The following is a 19,521-nucleotide window of genomic DNA, read 5'->3' as shown; positions in this document are numbered from 1 at the left end:
CGATTCTAACCTGTTGAATTGCTGCGCTGTCAAAAGCTTTTCGGCAGGCTCCGATACAAACAATTTCCCTGTAGTGAGCGGGCTTGCCCCGCGCTGGGTGGCAACGCCGCCCCAACAAAGACACCGCGGTATTTCAGAAGGACCGAGGTGCCTGGGTTCGGGGCGGCTGCGCCACCCAGCGCGGGGCAAGCCCGCTCACTACAGATGATGTGTTCTACATTCCACCATTTAACTCACTGGCATTAGGGCTTGCCCTCTCCCACATTTTCAAGCCAGTGGTGTCCAGTCAGAGGCGGAAACGGCTCACCATCCCGTTCAAATCCACTGCCAGGCGCGACAACTCACTGCTCGCCGTACTGGTCTGGCTGGCACCGGTTGCCGACTGCACCGACAGATCACGAATGTTCACCAGGTTACGGTCCACTTCACGCGCCACCTGTGCCTGTTCTTCCGCTGCGCTGGCGATCACCAGGTTGCGCTCGTTGATCTCGATGATCGCGGTGTTGATAGTGTCCAGGGACATGCCTGCCCCTTTGGCAATGTTCAGCGTGGATTCTGCGCGTTCGGTGCTGTTACGCATCGAGTCCACCGCATGCCCGGTGCCGGTCTGAATGCTGCCGATCATCCGTTCGATCTCACTGGTCGATTGCTGAGTGCGGTGGGCCAGCGCCCGCACTTCATCGGCGACCACGGCGAAGCCACGACCGGCTTCACCGGCACGCGCCGCTTCAATCGCCGCGTTCAAGGCCAGCAGGTTGGTCTGGTCGGCCAGGCCGCGAATCACGTCCAGCACCTTGCCGATGTCACGCGATTCGTTGGCCAGCTCGCCAATCAGGGTGGCGGTGGCTTGCACGTCGCTGCTCATGCGTTCGATGGCACTGACGGTTTCCTGTACCAGATCACGTCCGTCGCCGGCCGACGTGGTGGCGTTGCGCGAGGCCTCCGAGGTGCTGACCGCATTACGTGCGACTTCTTCGACGGCGCTGGTCATCTCGTTGACGGCAGTGGCAGCCTGTTCGATTTCGTTGTTCTGCTGGGTCAGGCCGCGAGCGCTTTCGTCGGTGACGGCGTTCAGTTCTTCGGCGGCGGACGCCAGCTGGGTGGCGGAGCCGGCGATGCGTTGCAGAGTGTCGCGCAGCTTGTCCTGCATCTTGGCCATGGCGGCCAGCAGGCGGCCGGCTTCGTCGTTGCCGTCGACCTTGATCGGGCGGGTCAGGTTGCCTTCAGCCACTTCTTCGGCCGCTTCCAGAGCCTGGGAAATCGGCACGGTGATGCTGCGGGTCAGCAACCAGGCGAACAACAGCGTCAGCCCCGTGGCGATGATCAGCAGGCCCACTACCAGGTCAAAGGCCATGTCGTACTGGTTTTTGGCTTGCAGGTTGGCGGCATTGGCATCGTTGTTATTGATGTCCAGCAGGCGGGTCAACACGGCATTGACCTGCTCGGAGTTGTCCAACAATTGCGTGTTCAGCAGGTCGCGCAGGGCTTCGATCTGATTGGCGCGCGACAGGCTCTTCATGCGTTCTTCAATCTGGTGGTACTGGCCCAGCAGGCGTACGTACTCCTCGTAGGCATTGCGTTCTTCAGGGCTGCTGATCAGCTTTTCGTAGACGGCCTGGGCTGTGCGGATCTGCTGATTGCGCAGGTCGAAGGCATCCAGGGTCTTTTGCTGCACGTCCGGCTCGCGGTTAGTCAGCAGGCGGTACGACAGCACTCGCAGGCGCAGGGTCAGTTGGGTGAACTCGTCCAGGGCGCGGATGCTCGGCACGCTGCTCAGGGTGATGGCTTCGGTGGCTGCGCGGATCTTGCTCATCTGGTTCAAGGCGAACACGCCCAGACACAACATCAGTGCGCCAATAAACGCGAAGCCGAGGAAGGCCCTCGGAGCGATATTCATATTACGGAGAGACATGCGGGAATCCTGGGAAGAAGCGCGATCCATGCGGTCTTGAGACGGGTATGCATCGGCTATCGGCCATGCGACTAAAGTCTTAAGGGCGTGCGCGCTTTTGTCGCATCGGACGAGGGGTTAAACCGATTCAGGAACCAGATGGGGGAATTGCAGTCACTAAGGCTCCGAAAGTGCGGCCCGGCCCTTAAAAAACGGGCTGCGCGCCGGGGATAAGCCTGGCATCCGAGGTGAATTTTCTTTATCGTCACCGCCCTTTTAAAAGCCCGAGAAATCAAAATGTTAGAAGCATCTCTCAGTCAATTGGAACAATTGGTCAGCGACCTTGTACAGCAGAACCAGGACCTGCTGGGCAGCAACGAGTCCCTCAAGGCGGAACTGGCCCGCGCCAAGGATGAAAACGACAGCCTGCAACTGAGCCTGATGGAACAGGAAGAAAAGCACGGCGCCACCGCCGCTCGCATCCAGGCGTTGGTTGAGCGTGTGAGCGCAGGGCCTGTCAGCGCATGAATGAAGGGATAAAGGTCGTTTCGATTCTCGGAGAGGATTACTCGATCAAGGCTCCGGCCGGGGAAGACCAAACCCTGATGCACGCCGTGACCCTGCTCAAGGCCTCGTTGGCCACCACCAAGAAAAAGTACCCGACCCTGATCGGTGACAAGTTATTGGTACTGGCCGCGCTGAACCTGTGCGCCGAGCAGATCGAAATGCAACAGCGTCACCAGCAGGAGCTCGACCGTTACCAAGAGCAAGTCAGCGCCACGGTCGAAGTGATTTCCAAGGCCATCCAGCCCTAGAACCAGTCATCCTGCATCCCCAGGCACGTATCGTCGCGTGCCTCCAGAATCGCCAGTTCATGATGGCAGCTCGGCACTTCCCAGGTCAGGAAGTACCGGGCAGCCTGGAGCTTGCCTTTATAGAAGGCGACGTCGGCCGCATTCCCCCTGGCCAGCCCTTCCTCGGCGCGTATCGCCTGTTCCAGCCAGCGCCAGCCAATCACCGTATGCCCGAACACTTTCAAGTACAGCGCCGAGTTCGCCAGGCTGCTGTTGACCTTGCCTTGGGCCAGATCCGTCAGCAGGCCGATCGTCACGCTTTGCAAGCGGTTGACCAGGTGTTCCAGTGGCTCACGCAATGCGTTCAGTGACGGATAGGCTTGTGCCCGTGCGCCCGTCTCGGCGATCAATCGAATCAACTGCTTGAGACCCGCACCACCGTTCTGCGCCAATTTACGCCCGAGCAAGTCCAGGGACTGAATGCCATGGGTCCCTTCGTGGATCGGGTTCAGACGGTTGTCGCGGTAATACTGCTCAACCGGGTATTCACGGGTGTAGCCGTGGCCCCCGAGAATCTGGATCGCCAGTTCATTAGCCTTGAGGCAAAACTCCGACGGCCAGGATTTGACGATGGGCGTGAGCAGGTCCAGCAGCTCGTGGGCTTGCTTGCGCTCGGCCTCGGTCTCCAGGGTGGTGGTGTCGTCAAATAGCCGTGCGGCGTAGAGGCCAAGGTCGAACGCGCCTTCCACGTAGGACTTTTGGGTCAGCAGCATGCGCTTGATGTCGGCGTGCTGAATGATCGAGACCGGTGCTGTCGTAGGATCTTTGCTATCGGGCAGGCGACCCTGCGGGCGCTCACGCGCATATTCCAGTGAATACAGGTAACCGGCGTACCCAAGCATCACGGCGCCCATGCCGACACCGATGCGTGCCTCATTCATCATCTGAAACATGCAGCTAAGGCCCTGGTGCGGTTTGCCCACCAGATAACCGACACAGTTGCCGTTATCGCCGAAGTTGAGCGCTGTGGAAGTGGTGCCGCGCCAGCCCATTTTGTGAAACAGCCCGGCCAGCAGCACATCGTTGCGCGCGCCGAGGCTGCCATCGTCGTTGACCAGGAACTTGGGCACGATAAACAGCGAAATGCCTTTCACCCCTGGCGGCGCATCCGGCAGCTTGGCCAGCACCATGTGCACAATGTTTTCCGACAACGGGTGGTCGCCGCCGGAGATGAAAATCTTATTGCCCTTGAGTCGATAAGTGCCATCGGCGGCAGGTTCTGCACGTGTACGGATATCCGACAGCGACGAGCCGGCGTGGGGCTCGGTGAGGGCCATGGTGCCGAAGAAGCGGCCGTCGATCATCGGCTGCAGAAAGCGCTGTTTCTGTTCTTCGGTACCGAAGCTTTCGATCAGGTTGGCGGCGCCCATGGTCAGGAACGGATAGGACGTCGATGCCGCGTTGGCTGACTGAAAATGCGCGAAACAGGCTTGAGACAGCAGAGTGGGCAGTTGCATGCCGCCGGCTTCGAAGCTACGGGCGGCATTGAGAAAGCCGGCTTCGAGGAAGGCATCCACGGCGGGCTTCACTTCCGGAATCAGAACTGCCGCGCCGTCTGCATAGCGCGGCTCGTTTTCATCGTTCTTGCGGTTATGGGGGGCAAAGTACTTTTCAGCGATGTTTCGCGCCGTGCCGATGGCGGCGTCGAACGTCTCGCGGGTGTGTTCGGCAAACCGCTCGCGCTGGGTCAGGCCCTCGGCATCGAGGACTTCATACAGCTCGAAAGCCAGGTTGCGGGAACTGAGCAGCGACTCGGACATGGCGGGTTACCTTTAGAGGAATTGGCCTGAGTCTAAGTGCGCGAATGGAGGCTGGATAGCAAGATTGATTTGGGTGATGGAGGGGCAGAACGCGCAAGGGTGAGAGAAGCGCGGAGCCAATGTGGGAGCGGGCTTGCTCGCGATAGCAGCGTGTCAGTCGATGAGATGTTGACTGACATTGCGCATTCGCGAGCAAGCCCGCTCCCACAGTTCTGACCCTGTTGGGTCAGTTAACCAATGGTCATCAGGCTGGCGTTACCGCCTGCCGCCGCAGTGTTGACGCTCAAGGCACGCTCGATCACCAGGCGCTCCAGCGCAATCGCCGTCTCACCCTGCGACAAACCCTGCACCCCGACAATCGCGCCGCCACGCTGGGCCACTTGCTGGCACACCGCACGCAGTTGGTCGGAGTCGCCGTGGTGCAGAACGGCGTCGAATACGACTTCGTCCTTGGTCCAGTCGGCCACGCGCTTGATCTTCGCCTGAATCTCCCTCGGCAGGCGTGGGAACAATGCCTTGGTCAGGCCAGTTTCCGGCCATACCGCCGAACCGCCTACCGCCAGTACCGCCGCCAGTTGAGTAAGCAGATCGCCTTCCACCTCCGCCAGCGACAGCACGTGCTCGCGAGGCAGGATGGCGTAGCTGTTACGCTCGCCGGTCGGGCCGGCCAGTTGGCGGGTGATACCGCTTTGCGACTGCGCGGCGAATTGAGTGCACAGGGCGCTCAGTTCGCTGAACTTATTGCTGTCGGCCCAGGTTTTCAGGGCGGTCAGCGGTTGGCTCATGGCATCGCGCAGGCGCACGTCCGGTGCGGCCAGTGCATCGCCACGCACGAAGGATTGTTCGATCGCATCGGTCGGACGTGTCGACAGCAGGCGGTACAGGTACAGCGGGCCACCGGCTTTAGGGCCGGTGCCCGACAGGCCTTCGCCGCCGAACGGCTGCACGCCGACCACGGCGCCGACGATGTTGCGGTTGACGTAGACGTTACCGGCATTGACGTTGTCGATCACCTTGGCGATGGTCTCGTCGATACGGGTATGCACGCCCAGGGTCAGGCCGTAGCCCGAAGCGTTGATCTGGCCGATGAGCTGGTCGATTTCCTTGCGCTTGTAGCGCACCACGTGCAGCACCGGGCCGAAGATCTCGCGTTGCAGTTCGTCGAAGCTTTCCAGCTCGATCAGGGTCGGCATCACGAAGGTGCCGCGCTTGATTTCTTCGCCGTCGGCGATAGCCACTTGGTACACGTTGCGGCCTTTGTCGCGCATGGCCTGGATGTGTTTCTCGATGCCGGCCTTGGCTTCGGCGTCGATCACCGGGCCGATATCAACCGACAGGCGTTCCGGGTTGCCCAGACGGCATTCAGCCATGGCGCCTTTGAGCATTTCGATGACGCGGTCTGCCGAATCTTCCTGCAGGCACAGTACGCGCAGCGCCGAGCAACGTTGACCGGCACTGTCGAAGGCCGAGGACACCACGTCGATGACCACTTGTTCGGTCAAGGCCGAGGAGTCGACGATCATCGCGTTCTGGCCACCGGTTTCGGCGATCAGCGGGATCGGGCGACCCTGGGTGTCCAGGCGGCCGGCGACATTGCGTTGCAGCAGGCGCGCCACTTCGGTGGAACCGGTGAACATCACGCCTTTGATGCGATCATCACCCACCAGGCGGGCGCCCACGCTTTCGCCCTGACCGGGCAGCAGTTGCAGCACACCTTCCGGAATGCCGGCTTCCAGCAGGATGCGCACGGCTTGTGCGGCCACCAGCGGGGTTTGCTCGGCAGGCTTGGCCAGTACCGGGTTACCCGCCGCCAGTGCGGCGGCAACTTGGCCACTGAAGATGGCCAGCGGGAAGTTCCACGGGCTGATACACACCACCGGGCCCAATGGGCGGTGGGCGTCGTTGGTGAAATCGTTGCGTGCCTGCACCGCGTAATACCGCAGGAAATCCACGGCCTCGCGCACTTCGGCGATGGCGTTGGCGAAGGTCTTGCCGGCTTCGCGGGCCAGCAGCCCCATCAGCGGCTGGATCTCGCTTTCCATCAGGTCGGCGGCACGTTCCAGGATCGCGGCACGTTCGGCAGGCGGAGTGGCCTGCCAGATCGGACCGGCGTTGATCGCGCACTGAATGGCGTTATCGACGTCTGCAACGGTGGCTTCCTGGACCTGGCCGACGACGTCGCGCAGGTCGGCGGGGTTCAGCACCGGCGTCGTCGCTTGCTCGCTGGACGCGCAACCGAGCATCGGCGCGGCTTTCCAGTCGTTGTGGGCCGTGGCCAGCAGGGCGCAGGACAGCGACGCCAGGCGATGTTCGTTGGCCAAGTCGATACCGGCGGAGTTGGCACGGTCGCTGCCATACAGGTCGCGTGGCAACGGAATACGTGGGTGCGGCAGACCGAAACCGCCTTCCAGCGTGGCCATTTGCTCGATGCTGGCCACGGGATCAGCCACCAGCTCCTGAATCGAGATCGACTGATCGGCAATGCGGTTGACGAAGGAGGTATTGGCGCCGTTTTCCAACAGGCGACGTACCAGGTAAGCCAGCAGCGTTTCGTGGGTGCCGACCGGTGCGTACACGCGGCACGGACGGTTCAGCTTGCCATCGGCAACCTTGCCCACAACCTGTTCGTACAGCGGCTCGCCCATGCCGTGCAGGCATTGGAACTCGTACTGGCCAGGGTAATAGTTCTGACCGGCGATATGGTAGATGGCCGACAGTGTATGAGCATTGTGCGTAGCGAACTGCGGGTAGATGACTTCCGGTACCGACAGCAGTTTGCGTGCGCAGGCAATGTAGGAAACGTCGGTGTAAACCTTGCGGGTGTACACCGGGTAGCCTTCCAGACCCTCGACCTGGGCGCGCTTGATCTCGCTGTCCCAGTACGCGCCTTTCACCAGGCGGATCATCAGGCGATGGCGGCTGCGGCGCGCCAGGTCGATAACGTAGTCGATCACATACGGGCAACGCTTCTGGTAGGCCTGGATCACAAAACCGATACCGTTCCAGCCGGTCAGTTGCGGCTCGAAACACAGGCGTTCCAGCAGGTCCAGGGACAGCTCAAGACGGTCGGCTTCTTCGGCGTCGATATTCAGGCCGATATCGTATTGCTTGGCGAGCAGGGTCAGCGACAGCAGGCGCGGGTACAGCTCGTCCATCACACGCTCGTACTGAGCGCGGCTGTAACGCGGGTGCAGGGCCGAAAGCTTGATGGAGATGCCTGGCCCTTCATAAATCCCACGGCCGTGAGACGCCTTGCCGATGGAATGGATAGCTTGTTCGTACGAGGCCAAGTACTTCTGGGCGTCATGCTCGGTGAGTGCGGCTTCGCCGAGCATGTCGTAGGAGTAACGGAAGCCCTTGGCTTCGAACTTGCTCGCATTGGCCAGGGCTTCGGCGATGGTCTCGCCGGTGACGAACTGCTCGCCCATCAGGCGCATGGCCATGTCGACGCCCTTGCGGATCATCGGTTCGCCGCTCTTGCCGATGATGCGGCTCAGGGATGAAGTCAGGCCGGCTTCATTGTGGGTGGAGACCAGTTTGCCGGTCAGTAGCAGGCCCCAGGTGGCGGCGTTGACGAACAGCGACGGGCTGTTGCCCAGGTGCGGCTGCCAGTTGCCGGTGCTGATCTTGTCGCGGATCAGAGCGTCACGGGTGCCCTTGTCCGGGATGCGCAACAACGCTTCGGCCAGGCACATCAGGGCCACGCCTTCCTGGGAGGACAGGGAAAACTCTTGCAGCAGGCCCTGAACAATACCGGCACGGCCGCCGGCACTCTTCTGATTGCGCAGTTTTTCGGCAATCGAGGCGGCCAGTTTGTTGGTGGCTTCGGCCATCGGCGCCGGCAGGCGTGCCTGCTCGATCAGCATGGGCACCACTTCCGGTTCCGGACGGCGGTAAGCGGCGGTGATCGACGCACGCAGTACCGACTGCGGCAGGATACTTTCGGCGAACTCCAGGAAGCACTGGTGGGCGTGATCGGTCTGGATCTCGCCGGCCTCTTCAACGTCCTTGCTGCCCAAGCCATTGAGCTCGGTCAGGGTTGCACCACCCTCGAGTTTCTCCAGGTAATTGAAAATCGCCTGCTTGATCAGCCAGTGCGGCGTGCGATCAATGGAGGTCGCGGCAGCCTTCAGGCGTTCGCGGGTCGGGTCGTCGAGTTTGACCCCAAGGGTGGTCGTTGCCATCTTTTTATCCTCATGGGTGCCACTACCGAGTGGCATCTGCTGGCGCCAAGATTAGCTTTGCCCATGAGGAGGTGCAACCGGGTGCAACCGGGTGCAACCCTTTTGTTCAGGAAATTTTTGAAGGTTCTTGAGAAAAAAATCGGCCCTCAGCGGAATCCGCTTCTTCTTGGTGCGTTTTATTATGATGTCGGCTGTTTTTGCTCCGAAAGGGAGCAAAAACGCGGTGTTTGGCGTAATACATGTCTGGGTGCAACTTATTCTCGCGAAACTGGTTGCACCTTATTTGCTTTGTTGCATAGCATTCGCGACCAAGGTGCAACCACCTCCAAGGTTCGGTTCATCGGCTGGCGGCTTTCCTGGGGAAACGCCAGTCATAAATGCGCGGCACGCAGTTTCGTCTACCCGGTTAACACTAGGTAGCCGTCTGACAGACCGCCGCTACATAAAAACAAAGCCAGGGCGTCACTCTTATGAGCGTTAGCAATCCAACCCTGATCACGTTCGTGATCTACATCGCAGCAATGGTACTGATCGGCTTCATGGCCTATCGCTCCACCAACAACCTTTCCGATTACATCCTTGGCGGTCGCAGCCTCGGTAGCGTGGTGACGGCTCTGTCGGCCGGCGCTTCCGACATGAGCGGCTGGTTGTTGATGGGTTTGCCGGGCGCGATCTACATGTCGGGCCTCTCGGAAAGCTGGATCGCCATCGGCCTGATCGTCGGTGCTTACCTGAACTGGCTGTTCGTGGCCGGTCGCCTGCGCGTACAAACCGAACACAACGGCGATGCCCTGACCCTGCCGGACTATTTCTCCAGCCGTTTCGAAGATAAAAGCGGCTTGCTGCGGATCATCTCTGCGGTAGTGATCCTGGTGTTCTTCACCATCTATTGCGCGTCCGGCATTGTGGCCGGTGCCCGCCTGTTCGAAAGCACCTTTGGCATGTCCTACGAAACCGCCCTGTGGGCCGGCGCTGCAGCGACCATTGCCTACACCTTTGTCGGTGGTTTTCTGGCCGTCAGCTGGACTGACACCGTGCAAGCCACGCTGATGATTTTTGCGTTGATCCTCACGCCGATCATCGTGCTGCTGGCCACCGGTGGCGTCGACACCACCTTCCTGGCCATCGAAGCCAAGAATCCCGACAACTTCAATATGCTGAAGAACACTACCTTCATTGGCATCGTTTCGCTGATGGGTTGGGGCCTGGGCTACTTCGGCCAGCCGCATATCCTCGCGCGTTTCATGGCGGCCGATTCGGTGAAGTCGATCGCCAAGGCGCGTCGCATCTCCATGACCTGGATGATCCTGTGCCTGGGTGGCACCGTGGCGGTGGGCTTTTTCGGTATCGCTTACTTCTCGGCGCATCCGGAGGTGGCAGGTCCAGTGACCGAGAACCACGAGCGTGTGTTCATCGAGTTGGCCAAGCTGCTGTTCAACCCATGGATTGCCGGTGTATTGCTGTCGGCCATCCTGGCGGCGGTGATGAGTACCCTGAGCTGCCAGTTGCTGGTGTGCTCCAGCGCCTTGACCGAAGACTTCTACAAGACCTTCCTGCGTAAAAATGCGTCCCAGCTGGAGCTGGTCTGGGTCGGCCGTGCCATGGTGCTGCTGGTGGCCCTGATCGCCATCGCCATGGCCGCCAACCCGGACAACCGCGTGCTGGGCCTGGTGAGCTATGCCTGGGCCGGTTTCGGCGCAGCATTCGGGCCTGTGGTACTGATCTCGGTGATCTGGAAAGGCATGACCCGCAACGGCGCACTGGCCGGTATCCTGGTTGGTGCGATCACCGTCATCGTATGGAAACACTTCAGCCTGCTCGGCCTGTACGAAATCATCCCGGGCTTTATCTTCGCCAGCCTCGCGATCTACTTCGTGAGCAAGCTGGGCGCACCGACCGCAGGTATGGTCGAGCGTTTTAATGCTGCGGAAAAAGACTACAACCTCAACAAGTGATTCGTCAGGTGTTGAGCCTGCGCTGAATGGAAAAAGAGGCCCGCGTCCTACGGATGGCGGGCCTTTTTTTGCGCGTGATTTTCGCAGGGCCGAAGAAGATTCGGGCGTGTACATGTAGGGCGTTACTGATTTATCCAGGCTGTGCTCAGCGGGGTAGAACAGTGGTGCAGAATCATCCGCCTACTTCCCGCAGAGAAACACCGGATGTTCGCTCCTGCTAATCAAAGTGCTTTTACCCTCACCCTTGATGGGGAGCCCAGTGAGCTCAAGGTCTTGGAGTTCAAGGGGACCGAAGCCATCAGCCAGCCCTACCGTTTCAACCTTGAACTGGTCAGCGAGCAACCTGATCTCGACCTGGAAAGTCTGCTGCATCGCCAGGTGTATCTCGGGTTTGATGACCAGGGGCATGGCGTCCACGGCCTGGTTTACCGGGTGGCACAAGGTGACTCCGGGCGGCGTCTCACGCGTTATCAGGTCAGCCTGGTGCCGCAACTGGCGTACCTGAAACACAGCAGTCACCAGCGCATCTTCCAGCACCTGACAGTGCCGCAGATCGTTGCGCAAGTGCTGGAGGTGCAGGGCATCCAGAGTGACCGGTTCAAATTCCAACTCAGCGGTACCTACCCTGCGCGTGAGTACTGCGTGCAGTTTGGTGAGACCGACCTGGCATTCATCCAGCGGTTGTGCGCCGAGTTGGGCATTCACTATCACTTCCAGCATTCGCCCGCAGGGCACCTGCTGGTGTTCGGTGATGACCAGACGGTGTTTACCCAGGCCGAACAGTCCACCGCTTACATGCCCGGTTCCGGAATGGTGGCGGATACGCCGGTGGTCAAGCGCATGACCGTGCAATTGGAAACCCGCACTACTGCGGTCAGCCTGCGCGACTACGACTTCCGTAAACCACGCCTGACGTTGGAGAGTGAAGTGGCTGGCGAGCAGCTTCCTCGGCTGCTGGAGCAGGGTTTTCCCGGCCAATTTTCCGACCGCTCCCATGGCAAATGCCTGACGCAGCACAGGCTGGAGCGGCATCGCAGCGACTACCGCGTCGCCCATGGCCAAGCTGATGAGCCGGCGTTGGTCAGTGGCCGTTTCCTCAAGTTGAGCGGGCACCCTCGTGACGACTGGAACGACCTGTGGCTGGTGACGCGGGTCACGCACGAAGGCAGGCAGCCCCAGGTGCTTGAGGAAGCGGTGGTCGAGGTGGCCGGCGGGGATTTGCGCCAGGGGTATCGCAATGAATTCAGGGCGGCACCCTGGGACGTGATTTTCCGGCCGCCGCTGCCGGAGCAGCCACGCCCGAGTATTTCCGGGTATCAGCATGCGGTGGTCACCGGGCCTGACGACAGCGAAATCCATTGCGACGAGTATGGCCGGGTCAAAGTGCAAATGGCCTGGGATCGTACGGGAGAACACAACGACCACTCCAGCTGCTGGCTGAGGGTGGCCAGTGCCTGGGCGCATGATCGTTATGGCTCGGTGCTGATCCCGCGGGTCGGCATGGAGGTGCTGGTGGGCTTCGTCAATGGCGACCTGGATATGCCGGTGGTCATGGGTTGCCTGCCCAACGCGGCGACGCCGGTGCCCCTCGAACTGCCGGCGGACAAGACCCGCAGTATCTTGCGCAGCCATAGCAGCCCAGGCGGGGGTGGCTACAACGAACTGCGTATCGAAGACCGCAAGGGGGCCGAGGAGATCTACCTGCGCGCCCAGCGGGACTGGACTGAGCATGTGCTGCATGATCAGCAGGTGCAGGTGGATAACCTGCGCCGGATAACGGTGGGCGGCGAGTCGCACCATGAATTGCAGGGCGAAGAGCAGCGCATCACCCACGGTAACCGCCTGACTGAACTCAAGCAGGATGATCATCTGGTGGTCGGTGGTTCGCAGCAAATACAGGCTGGGCGGACCGTTCAGATCGGCGCCGGGCAGAGTGTCGTGATCGATGCCGGTGCCAGCGTGACGATTCAGGCGGGCGGCCAATCGATCACGGTTTCAGCGGGCGGCATATTTAGCAGTGTGCCGATCCAGCTTGGCGGGGCGCCGGTTCCCGCTGTTGCGCCGTTGCTACCGGGCATAAAGGCAACGCTGCTGGCGGTAATACCCGCTCCGTTGAGTCGCGCTCAAGTGGCCAGCCTGAAACGCAGCGCGCCGTTCTGCGAGGAGTGTGAGCGCTGCAAGCATGGCCAGTGTGAAATCCCTCGACACAGTGGCTGAGCCTAACCTGAAAGGAGTTTACCGCGATGAACAAGCTGCTGACCCCCAATGCCTGGATCACACAACACCCTCTGCAGGCTGATGAGCGGATCTTCGCCATCTTGAGTGGTACCAGCGATGCCAAACCCTTTGGCCACTGGCAAGCCATGGGCGGCGGGATGCTGCCCCAATCGATCTGGGCAGGCACCGCCTATGCCGAGTGGGATGAGGTCATGCCTCATGTCGGTATCGTCGAGCCGGGCAGTGCCTTTCTCGATTGGGTCGCAACCACTGACGCTACGGATTGGGGCTGGTTGGCGGTGTCGTCCAGCTCGCTCGACATCGTGATTGCCCATCTGCAAAGCCTGACCAAGGTCTATCTGCCCGACGGCCAGGTGGTGTTCTTGCGTTTTTGGGATGGTGCTCAGTTTCTGCCGGTTGTGCAGGGCCTGGGCGATGACGCGGGGAGGGTATTGCCGGTGTTCCAGCGGTATCTGATCAATGGCCGGCCGCTGACGGTTGCGCCTGGTGCGGTCACGGTTGCCAAGACCAGCCCCTGGTGGCGAGTGCCTGCACCTCTATTGGCGCATGTGGCGGAACAATCCCCGCAAACCCTGATCGACAACCTGCTGCAATGGCTCGAAGAACAGCGCCCCGACCTATACGCAGGGTTTACGCCGACGACCTTGCAGCACAAGGTCGCCTACTGGGCGCGCAGGCCGACGATCAACCCCGCAGCGCTGGCCGATTACCTCGCCTCAGAGTCGAGTTGAACCCAGCGCCTGCTGCAGATCGTCAATCAGGTCGTCAATCGCCTCGATACCCACCGACAGGCGGATCATCTCGGGCTTTACTCCGGCCTTGGCTTGCTCGTGTTCATTCATCTGCCGATGGGTGGTGGATGCCGGATGACAGGCCAGGGACTTCGCGTCGCCGATATTCACCAGGCGCTTGAAGATCTGCAGGGCGTCGTAGAAGCGTACACCGGCATCAAAGCCACCCTTCAAGCCGAAGGAGAGGATCGCCGAGGGTTTGCCTTGCAGGTATTTTTGCGCCAAAGCGAAATGCGGGTGGTCCGGCAGCCCGGCGTAACTGACCCATTCCACCGCAGCATGGCCTTGAAGGAATTGCGCGACCTTGAGGGCATTCTCAGTGTGGCGCTCCATGCGCAGGGCCAGGGTTTCCAGGCCTTGCAGCAGCAGGAACGCATTCATCGGCGACAGCGCTGCGCCGGTGTTGCGCAGGGGCACGGTGCGGGCGCGCGCAATGAAGGCAGCCGGACCGAATTTTTCGGTGTAGACCACGCCGTGATAGGCCGGCTCAGGGTTGTTGAGCCCGGGGAATTTTTCGGGGTATCGGGTCCAGGGGAAGGTGCCGCTGTCGACGATTACGCCGCCCAGGGAATTGCCATGGCCGCCGATGTATTTGGTCACTGAATGCACGACGATGTCGGCGCCGAACTGGATCGGCTTGCACAGGATCGGCGTAGCCACTGTGTTATCCACCATCAGCGGTACGCCACGGGCGTGGGCCACCGCTGCCAGGGCTTCGAGGTCGACGATGTTGCCCGCCGGGTTGCCGATACTTTCGCAGTAGACCAGTTTTGTATTGGCGTCGATCAGTTCGGCGATGGCCGCGGCGCTGTCATCGCGGGCAAAACGGACCTCGACCCCAAAACTCGGCAGCAAGTGGGCGAACAGGGTATAGGTGCCGCCGTAGAGCTGCGGGGTGGTGACAATATTGTCGCCGGCGCGGGTGAGGGTCTGGATTGCATAGTGGATGGCGGCACTGCCGGCCGACACCGCCAACGCCGCGATGCCGCCTTCGAGGGCGGCGATACGTTGCTCCAACACATCGTTGGTGGGGTTCATGATGCGCGTGTAGATATTGCCGGGCACGTCGAGGTTGAAGAGGTCGGCGCCGTGCTGGGCGTTGTCGAATTCGAAAGCGACATTCTGATAGATCGGCACGGCGACGGCCTTGGTGGTCGGGTCGGACTTGAAGCCGTGATGCAGCGCGATGGTGGCGTCTTTCATGATTGTTATTGACCTCCCTGGAGAACGGATCGCCACAATAAATCCACCCTGGCCACACCATTTAGATTTTTTTCAGCCGGCCTCCTGTGTTTGCGGCATAAGCGTCGCCCGACACGCAGCCCTGCACCTTTGCTCACGTAGAAGGTAAACTTCGCCCCCTGCGCAGGAGCAACCATGAATTATCGTCACGCCTTTCACGCCGGCAACCATGCCGATGTCTTCAAACACCTGACCTTGACCCGCCTCATCGCCCTGATGTCGCGCAAGGAACAGCCGTTCGCCTACCTCGACACTCACGCCGGCATTGGTCTGTACGACCTGCAAGGCGACCAGGCCAACCGCACCGGTGAATACCTGGAAGGCATCGCCCGCCTGTGGGGTGAAAGCGACCTGCCGCCACTGACCGCCGATTACATGCGCGTATTGCACGAGATGAACCCGGACGGCCAATTGCGTTACTACCCGGGTTCACCGGAGCTGGCGCGGCGTCTCACGCGCCCGCAGGATCGTGTGCTGCTCAATGAAAAGCACCCGGACGATGGCGTGTTGCTCAAGGACAACATGAAGGGTGATCGTCGTGTGAAGGTGCACCTGGGCGAGGGCTGGCATGTTCCGCGTGCCTTGCTGCCAGTGCCGGAAAAGCGTGCGCTGATGCTGATCGACCCGCCGTTCGAAAAACTCGACGAGATGCAACGCTGCGCGGCTTCCCTCAAAGAGGCGGTGGGCCGCATGCGTCAGACCGTTGCGGCCATCTGGTATCCGGTGAAAGACCAGCGCATGTTGCGCCGTTTCTACCAGGACCTGGCCGGCACCGGTGCGCCGAAGTTGCTGCGTGTGGAATTGCTGGTGCATCCGCTGGACACGCCCAACACCCTGACCGGCTCGGGCCTGGCGATCGCCAACCCGCCGTGGGGCTTGGAGGAGGAATTGCGTGAGCTGCTGCCATGGCTGTCCAAGAAGCTTGGCCAGACCCAGGGTGGGTGGCAGATGGATTGGCTTATTGCCGAGTAATTGCTTGTAGTGAGCGGGCTTGCCCCGCGCTGGGCGGCGAAGCCGCCCCAACAAGGACGCCGCGGCGTTTCAGGAAAACCGAGGTGTCTGAGTTTAGGGCGGCTATGCCACCCAGCGCGGGGCAAGCCCGCTCACTACAAGTTCGAGGTTGGGTCAGATCGGGCAGGTCACGCCGGTGCCGCCGATGCCGCAATACCCCTGCGGGTTCTTTGCCAGATACTGCTGGTGATACGCCTCGGCGAAGTACACCTGCGGCGCTTCTTCGATCTCCGTGGTGATTTCACCCAGGCCGGCCTTGGTCAGTTCGGCCTGATAGGCTTGCGCACTGGCTTTGGCCGCTGCCAGTTGCTCAGGCGTGGTGGCGTAGATTACCGAGCGGTACTGGCTGCCGATGTCGTTGCCCTGGCGCATGCCCTGGGTCGGGTTGTGCAGCTCCCAGAACATCTTCAGCAAGTCTTCGTATTTCACCTTGGCTTGGTCATACACCACCAACACCACTTCGCTGTGGCCGGTCAGGCCAGAGCAGACTTCTTCATAGGTCGGGTTCGGCGTGTAGCCACCGGCATACCCGACCACCGTGCTGACCACGCCATCGCGCTGCCAGAACTTGCGCTCGGCGCCCCAGAAGCAACCCAGGCCGAAGATGGCGAACCCGACGTCGTCGAGGAATGGGCCTAGCAGCGGGTTGCCGTTGACGAAGTGGGTGTCCGGCAGCGCCATTGGGGTTTCACGGCCGGGCAAAGCTTGTTCTTGAGTAGGCAGCACGTTTTTGTTCACCAGAATTTCCGAGCGCAAGACCATGATCAGTCCTCTCAGTCAGATTGAGTTAGGTAAGAATTCAGACAGTCAGTGTGCCCGAGTGTTACATCGCTGTCAGGCGATTGGCCCGCGCGGGTAGCGTTTAAGCATCTTCATCAGCTCTGAGCCAGGGATCGGCCGGTCGAACAGGTAGCCCTGGCCCACATCGCAGCGATGCCGACGCAGGAACGCCAGTTGTTCGGCGGTCTCGATACCTTCGGCCACCACCTTGAGCTTGAGGTTGTGGGCCATGGCGATCACCGCCGAGGTGATTTCCATGTCGTCCTGGTTGTCCGGGATTTCGTGGATAAAGCTGCGATCGATCTTAATGATGTCGATGGGGAATTTTTTCAAGTAGCTCAGCGACGAGTAACCGGTGCCGAAGTCGTCCATGGCCAGGGTCAGGCCGAAGCTCTTCAACTGGTCCAGTTGCAGGCGCGTGTCTTCAGTGGCCTCCAGCAGCAGGCCTTCGGTCAGTTCCAGCTCGAGCAGATTCGCCGGCAGCTGTTCTTCCTTGAGGATCGTGGCGATCGACGCGACCAGGTCCGGGTCGGAAAACTGTTTGGGCGACAGGTTGATCGCCACCTGCAAGTTGCCCATGCCGGCGGCGCTCAATTGCTTGCTCATGCGGCAGGCCTGGCGGGCGATCCATTTGCCGATGGGGATGATCAGCCCGGTCTCTTCGGCCACGCTGATGAACTGGTCGGGGCGGATCATGCCTTTTTCCGGATGGTTCCAGCGCAGCAGCGCTTCCATGCCCAGCAGGCGGCCGCTGCGCAGGCACAGCTTGGGCTGGTAGAACACATCCAGCTCGTTCTGAGTCAGGGCGCGGCGCAGGTTGTTTTCCACGAACAGCTTGTAGCTGGCCTCGGCGTTCAGCGCCTCGGTAAACACCTGCACCTGGTGTTTGCCGTTGGCCTTGGCTTTGTGCAAGGCCAGGCCGGCGTTGCGCATCAGGGTCTGCGGGTCGCGGCCATGCAGTGGCGCACAGGCCAGCCCCACCGAGCCGGTGATACTGATCAATTGGTTGTCGACGAACATGGGCTTGTCGAGGGTCGTCAGCAGTTGGCTGGCGACCTGCTGGCCCGTCTCCAGGTCGGCATCGTCCAGCAGCACCGCAAACTCGTTACTGGCAAAGCGCGCCAGGCTGCCGCCGGCACTCAAGCTGTTACGCAGGCGCCGGGCCAGGCTGATCAGCAGTTTGTCGCCGGTCTGGTGGCCGAGGCTGTCGTTGATCCGCTTGAAGTTGTCGATGTCCACCAGCAACAGGCTGATAGGGCTGTCGCTGTCCCGGGCGAAGCGCTCATCCAGGTTGCGGATAAACGCCGGGCGGTTGCCCAGGTTGGTCAGGTTATCGGTGTAGGCCAGGCGCTCGATACGCTGCTGGGCCAGCTTGGTCTGGGTGATGTCTTCGTAGATGCCGATGTAGTGGGTCAGTTCGCGGTTGTCGCCATACACCTTGGAAATCGACAGTTGGCCCCAGTAGGGTTCCAGGTTCTTGCGCCGGCTCTTGAATTCGCCTTGCCAGCTGTTGCTCTTGGCCAGGCTTGACGGGGCGTCGAACAGCAACTCGCTGAGGTTCTCCAGCGCCGGCAGTTGCGCCAGGCGATGGCCGTGGACTTCTTCGGCGCTGTACTGGGTAATCGCGGTAAAGCTGGGGTTGACGTACTCCACCACACCATCGCAATTGACCAGCAAGAAGGCGTTGGCACTTTGCTCCACTGCCCGCTGGAATAAATGCAGCGCGCTGGTGGCGGCGCGACGGTTGTGGTTGTTGATCACGTGGGCGAACTGGTCGGCCAGTTCGCCGGCAAAGGCGATCTCATCGGACTGCCAGTCGCGTGCTCGACCGCTCTGTTCCAGGCACAACACGCCGACGACATGGCCATCGACGCGGATGCTCGCGTCAAGCATCGCGTAGATGTCCTTGGCGCGCAGATGGTCGGCCATTTCACGCGTGCGCGGATCGCGCATCGCGTGGGTGGCGTCGATGGCACGGCTGCTGTGCAGGGCTTCCAGGTAGTCCGGGAAACCGCTGGCGTCGATCGCCTCGGGCAGGTGGTGTTTTTGGTCAATGCGGTGATACGCCGAGATCGGCACCAGGCGCTGCCCTTCGAGGTTCCAGATACTGGCGCAATCGACCTGATAGATATCGCAGGCACTGCGGGTGATCAGCTCGGCGGCTTCCTGCAGCGAGTTAGGCGTGCTGTAGCGCTGGCGTGCCAGCAGCAGGATCAGTTCCTGCTGGGCGCGTACCCGCTCCAGGTGCTGCAATTGTTCCTGTTGCGCACGCTGGTTGAGTTCCAGGGCGATTTGCAGGCGGCTGTTCTGGTTTTCCAGGTCGGCAGTCGGGGCAAAAGTCGGTACTTCACTGAACAGGCCGTCGACCACCATGAGGTAGCCACGCAGCAAGTGACGATTGTGTTGCTTGTAGGCCTCGCCCATTTCCAGCAGGCTCAGCGGCCCATCGTGGGTGTGCAAGGTGTAGCGCACCAGGTAATGGGGGCTCTGGCTCAGTTGCTGCTGGATCGCATCGTGCAACTGATAGCGCGCCTGGGGTTCCATCAGGCTGGCGTAGGGGGTGCCGAGCAGGGCGCACAACTCGACCGCCGGCAGGCCGAATTGGCGTTCGCAATTGGGGTCGAGGTAAAGCATGGCCCAGCTTGCCTCATTAAGCCGCTCGAAACGCAGCATGCCGAGGCGCGAAGGCACCGGTAATTGCGTCACTACCTCGGCCGCCATTCGGGCGACATCGGGTTGGCTTTTCATGGGGGAAACTCGCTTGGGAAAATGCGCACTGCACCGGGCTCACGCCCTCTTTACTGTCGCCTGCGGC

At 61.0% G+C, this 19,521-nt stretch carries 11 protein-coding genes and 2 pseudogenes; 6 read left to right on the top strand and 7 right to left on the bottom strand.

The genetic code is table 11. The annotated features are described in order from the left end of the window. Positions 1-286: 286 nt before the first annotated feature. Positions 287-886 (bottom strand): annotated as a pseudogene (locus tag MJP36_RS28270) (methyl-accepting chemotaxis protein); the annotation flags it as partial. A 303-nt stretch (positions 887-1,189) separates the two neighbouring features. Next, positions 1,190-1,846: pseudogene (locus MJP36_RS28265) on the bottom strand (MCP four helix bundle domain-containing protein); the annotation flags it as partial. Positions 1,847-2,188: 342 nt separating this feature from the next. Between MJP36_RS28265 and MJP36_RS27760 the strand changes: the two are divergent. Continuing rightward, the gene (locus MJP36_RS27760) at positions 2,189-2,419 is read left to right on the top strand and encodes a hypothetical protein (RefSeq protein ID WP_058423524.1); all 231 of its coding nucleotides are present in this window, start codon (positions 2,189-2,191) and stop codon (positions 2,417-2,419) included. After that, positions 2,416-2,706 (top strand): cell division protein ZapA, encoded by a 291-nt coding sequence (locus tag MJP36_RS27755; protein ID WP_060755167.1) that lies wholly within the window; start codon positions 2,416-2,418, stop codon positions 2,704-2,706. Before MJP36_RS27760 ends, MJP36_RS27755 begins: the two co-directional genes overlap by 4 nt. On the opposite strand, the gene MJP36_RS27750 is transcribed toward MJP36_RS27755, so the two are convergent. After that, complete coding sequence (locus MJP36_RS27750; RefSeq protein ID WP_060755166.1) at positions 2,703-4,505, bottom strand: acyl-CoA dehydrogenase; 1,803 nt, start codon at positions 4,503-4,505, stop codon at positions 2,703-2,705. The two genes, MJP36_RS27755 and MJP36_RS27750, sit on opposite strands and share 4 nt — an antisense overlap. Positions 4,506-4,735: 230 nt before the next feature. Beyond that, positions 4,736-8,689 (bottom strand): trifunctional transcriptional regulator/proline dehydrogenase/L-glutamate gamma-semialdehyde dehydrogenase, encoded by a 3,954-nt coding sequence (putA, locus tag MJP36_RS27745; protein ID WP_244384544.1) that lies wholly within the window; start codon positions 8,687-8,689, stop codon positions 4,736-4,738. A gap of 470 nt (positions 8,690-9,159) precedes the next feature. Here putA and putP point away from each other — a divergent pair, with 470 nt between their 5' ends. The 3 genes from putP to MJP36_RS27730 all read left to right on the top strand — a co-directional run bounded on the left by putP (position 9,160) and on the right by MJP36_RS27730 (position 13,613). Continuing rightward, positions 9,160-10,644: a sodium/proline symporter PutP gene (gene putP, locus MJP36_RS27740; protein WP_161547739.1), complete on the top strand. Its 1,485-nt coding sequence runs from the start codon at positions 9,160-9,162 to the stop codon at positions 10,642-10,644. A gap of 204 nt (positions 10,645-10,848) precedes the next feature. Then, complete coding sequence (locus tag MJP36_RS27735; RefSeq protein WP_244384543.1) at positions 10,849-12,861, top strand: type VI secretion system Vgr family protein; 2,013 nt, start codon at positions 10,849-10,851, stop codon at positions 12,859-12,861. A 26-nt stretch (positions 12,862-12,887) separates the two neighbouring features. Beyond that, positions 12,888-13,613 carry a DUF4123 domain-containing protein gene (locus tag MJP36_RS27730; protein WP_244384542.1) on the top strand — a complete coding sequence of 242 codons (726 nt, stop codon included), beginning with the start codon at positions 12,888-12,890 and terminating at the stop codon, positions 13,611-13,613. Here MJP36_RS27730 and MJP36_RS27725 read toward each other — a convergent pair. Continuing rightward, positions 13,599-14,876, bottom strand: a complete 1,278-nt coding sequence (locus MJP36_RS27725) for an O-acetylhomoserine aminocarboxypropyltransferase/cysteine synthase family protein (protein WP_244384541.1) — start codon at positions 14,874-14,876, stop codon at positions 13,599-13,601. The genes MJP36_RS27730 and MJP36_RS27725 overlap by 15 nt on opposite strands. Before the next feature lie 174 nt (positions 14,877-15,050). On the opposite strand from MJP36_RS27725, the gene MJP36_RS27720 reads away from it, so the two are divergent. Next, positions 15,051-15,887: a 23S rRNA (adenine(2030)-N(6))-methyltransferase RlmJ gene (locus MJP36_RS27720; RefSeq protein WP_060755160.1), complete on the top strand. Its 837-nt coding sequence runs from the start codon at positions 15,051-15,053 to the stop codon at positions 15,885-15,887. 153 nt (positions 15,888-16,040) lie between these two features. On the opposite strand, the gene msrA is transcribed toward MJP36_RS27720, so the two are convergent. Further along, positions 16,041-16,688, bottom strand: a complete 648-nt coding sequence (gene msrA, locus MJP36_RS27715) for a peptide-methionine (S)-S-oxide reductase MsrA (RefSeq protein WP_060755159.1) — start codon at positions 16,686-16,688, stop codon at positions 16,041-16,043. A gap of 72 nt (positions 16,689-16,760) precedes the next feature. Beyond that, complete coding sequence (locus MJP36_RS27710) at positions 16,761-19,454, bottom strand: putative bifunctional diguanylate cyclase/phosphodiesterase (protein ID WP_161547742.1); 2,694 nt, start codon at positions 19,452-19,454, stop codon at positions 16,761-16,763. Positions 19,455-19,521: the final 67 nt, after the last annotated feature.

Source organism: Pseudomonas palleroniana, assembly GCF_022836895.1.
Taxonomy (GTDB): Bacteria; Pseudomonadota; Gammaproteobacteria; order Pseudomonadales; family Pseudomonadaceae; genus Aquipseudomonas; species Aquipseudomonas palleroniana.
The sequence above is the reverse complement of the archived record's forward strand: the minus strand, read 5'-3'. Positions and strand labels throughout refer to the sequence as shown.